Raw genomic sequence first — 2,902 nt, forward strand, 5'->3', positions numbered from 1 at the left:
TCGACGAGATCCTGCAACTGGTCAACGTCATCAGGGGGGAGATGAGCCTGGTCGGCCCTCGTCCGGCCCTCCCCCACGAGGTCGCCGCATTCGACCAGGACCATCTCGCACGACTGGACATGCGGCCCGGGATCACCGGGCTCTGGCAGGTCGAGGCGAGAGACAACCCTTCGTTCCACGTTTATCGTCGACTCGACCTCTTCTACGTCGAGAACTGGTCCCTGAGGATGGACGCGCTCATCCTGCTGGGCACGATCCGAAGTCTCCTCGGCCGCGCCGTCCGCCTTCTTCGGAGCGCCCGCTCCGCGGACCTGCCACGCGATCGTCTGATCTCGGGCTCGTCGGGCGTCGCCAGCCCAAACTCCACTCTGTGACCAGTGCCGCTCGGGCTCACGTCAGGACCGCACCCGCACCAGGCCCGTTGAGCGTGAGGCGACCCACGATGGCCGAGACGGACCCAGCCGCCGCCCCAACCCCGGCCGGGTTCGAGCCGCCGCGGCCCACCGCCTTCCTCGGTGGCCAACCCGCCCGCACCGCGGCCCCGGTGCGGCTCGGTGCGACGGACGTCGCTCCGGTCACGCTCGCGGGCGCCGTCGACGCCCTGAGCGACCTGATCGAGTCCCAGGAGCGGCACCTGGTCGTCACGCCCAACGTCGATCACCTGGTCCTCCTCGAGCACGACTCCGAGTTCGCGGCCGCCTACGGTCGTGCCTCCCTCCGCGTCGTCGACGGAGCGCCGCTGGTGCTCCTCGCCCGTCTGCTCGGCACACCGGTTCCCGGGCGGATCGCCGGTGTGGACCTCACGCTCTCGGTCCTGGCGGCCGCCGAGCGCGAGCGGAGGTCCGTCTTCTTCCTCGGCGGTGACCCGCCCGTCCTGCAGCAGGCGATGGGTCGGCTGCACGGCCAGTACCCGAACCTCGTCGTGAGCGGATCGGCCGCACCCACCATCGAGCTCGAGGCGGTGTCCCCGAGCGAAGAGGAGGCGCTGACGGCGATCCGCGGCGCCGCTCCCGACCTCCTCGTCCTCTTCCTCGGGGCGCCAAAGCAGGAGAAGTGGTTCTGGAGACGAGCCGCACTCCTGCCTCCGACCGTCGCACTCGCCGTCGGAGGCACCGTCGATCTCATTGCCGGCGCGAAGCGACGAGCCCCGCAATGGATCCAATCCGTCGGCTTCGAGTGGCTCTGGCGTCTGTCCCAGGAACCGGGCCGGCTCGGCCGCCGCTACCTCGGACGAGACCCGGAGTTCCTCCGCATCGCAGCGCGTCAGATCTGGGCCCGCCGCGTGCGTCACGACGTCGACCCCGATGCGTTGGGACGATCGCCGACACCTCCGAGCGCGTGACTCTCTGCCACCGACGTCGGAGTATCCGCTCGCACCGTCGCGAGCGCCGGAGGGCACCCGTGGCCACGCCGCTCCTCGCCGCGCGAGAGGTCGGGCCCCGGTGAAGGAGCCGCGCACGAACGTCCGAACGCCGAGGCCTCGCGCTCGCGCGCACGTGCCGGCGGCGGCGACGGGCCGGGACCGATCATCGCCGGTCATGCCCGTCTCCGTCATCATCCCGGCGAGTGACGAGGAGTACGTCATCGCCCGGTGCCTCCAGGCGTTGACGGCCGGCGCGGAGCCCGGCGAGCTCGAGATCCTGGTCGTCTGCAACGGCTGCTCCGACCACACCGCGGCCGTCGCCCGCGCCGCCGATGGCGACGTCGTCGTCCTCGAGCTGCCCGTCGCGTCGAAGTCCGCCGCACTGAACGCGGGCGACGCCGCCGCGACGCGCTTCCCGCGGTTCTACGTGGACGCCGACGTCGAACTGTCGATCGCCGCGGTCCGGGCCGTCGCCCGGACCCTCGCCGAGGGCGCCTTCCTCTGCGTCGCCCCCGAGCCGAGATTCGAGTTGACGGGACGCCCGTGGATGGTCCGCCAGTTCTACGACACGTGGCAGCTCCTGCCGTACCTCAACACCGGGGTCGTCGGCACCGGGGTCTACGCGCTGTCCGAGGCGGGACGAGCTCGATTTGGGACCTTTCCGGACCTGACCGCCGATGACCAGTTCGTCCTCCAGCAGTTTGGCCTCGACGAGCGCCTCACACTTCCGGGCCACCACTTCTCCGTGCACCCCCCGACCCGCCTCTCCGGCCTGGTCAAGATCCGAACTCGCGCCTATCGAGGGAACGCCGAACTGGCCCGCTCCGGGCTCGCCCGATATTCGCCGGTCGGCGGCTCCGCGAGGACGCTCGCCAGGCTGGCCCGACGACCGCGCAACGTGGCGCCGGTGGCGACCTACGTCGGAGTCAACCTCGCGGCCAAGCTCAGGGCTCGTCTCTCCCGGGACGTCCGGTGGGAACGCGACCGCACCGCGCGCGTCGCCGCCCGCTAGGACCACGATGGTGCTGGACTCAACGATCGTGGCACCGGAAGCCCCACCGCCGCGCGCCCAGGTGGACTGCCAGGTCGCGTACGTCGCCGCGGCCTATCCCGCCATCTCACACACGTTCATCCAGCGAGAGGTGCGGGCGCTGCGCGCCTTGGGCGCCACCGTGGATGTCTTCTCGATTCACCGAGCACGAAACACCGAGCTGCTCTCAGCGGCAGACCGGGAAGAAGCAGCCTCGACGTCCTCGATCCTCCCGGTTCCGCTGAGCGACCTCCTCCGGGCGCACGGCCTCGCGTTCCTCCGGTTCCCGCGCGCCTATCTCGCGACACTCCGCTACGCGATCTCCCAGGCCCCGCGTGGAGCCCGGGCTCGGCTCTGGCAGGTCTTCTACTTCGGGGAGGCCATGGTGCTCTGGGACCGGTGCCGAGCCCGAAACCTCCGACACCTCCACGCGCACATGGCCAACGTCGCCACCGATGTGGCGTGGCTCGCGGCGCGCTTCGGCGCCAGAACCGACAAGCGGCGTCCCT

General features: G+C 71.0%; 4 protein-coding genes. All 4 read left to right on the plus strand.

Features of this window, described 5'->3' with window-relative positions:
* On the plus strand, positions 1–374 hold a 374-nt coding region (locus VG869_06995; protein ID HEV3450934.1), incomplete at its 5' end, for a sugar transferase.
* Positions 375–442: 68 nt separating this feature from the next.
* Entirely contained in the window at positions 443–1,342 is a 900-nt protein-coding gene (locus VG869_07000) for a WecB/TagA/CpsF family glycosyltransferase (protein ID HEV3450935.1), read from the plus strand.
* Positions 1,343–1,538: 196 nt separating this feature from the next.
* Positions 1,539–2,375 carry a glycosyltransferase gene (locus tag VG869_07005; protein HEV3450936.1) on the plus strand — a complete coding sequence of 279 codons (837 nt, stop codon included), beginning with the start codon at positions 1,539–1,541 and terminating at the stop codon, positions 2,373–2,375.
* Positions 2,376–2,385: 10 nt separating this feature from the next.
* Positions 2,386–2,902, plus strand: a 517-nt coding sequence (locus VG869_07010) for a hypothetical protein (GenBank protein ID HEV3450937.1), incomplete at its 3' end; no start/stop codon positions are given.

This window comes from Acidimicrobiia bacterium (genome assembly GCA_035948415.1).
Taxonomy (GTDB): Bacteria; Actinomycetota; Acidimicrobiia; order IMCC26256; family PALSA-555; genus PALSA-555.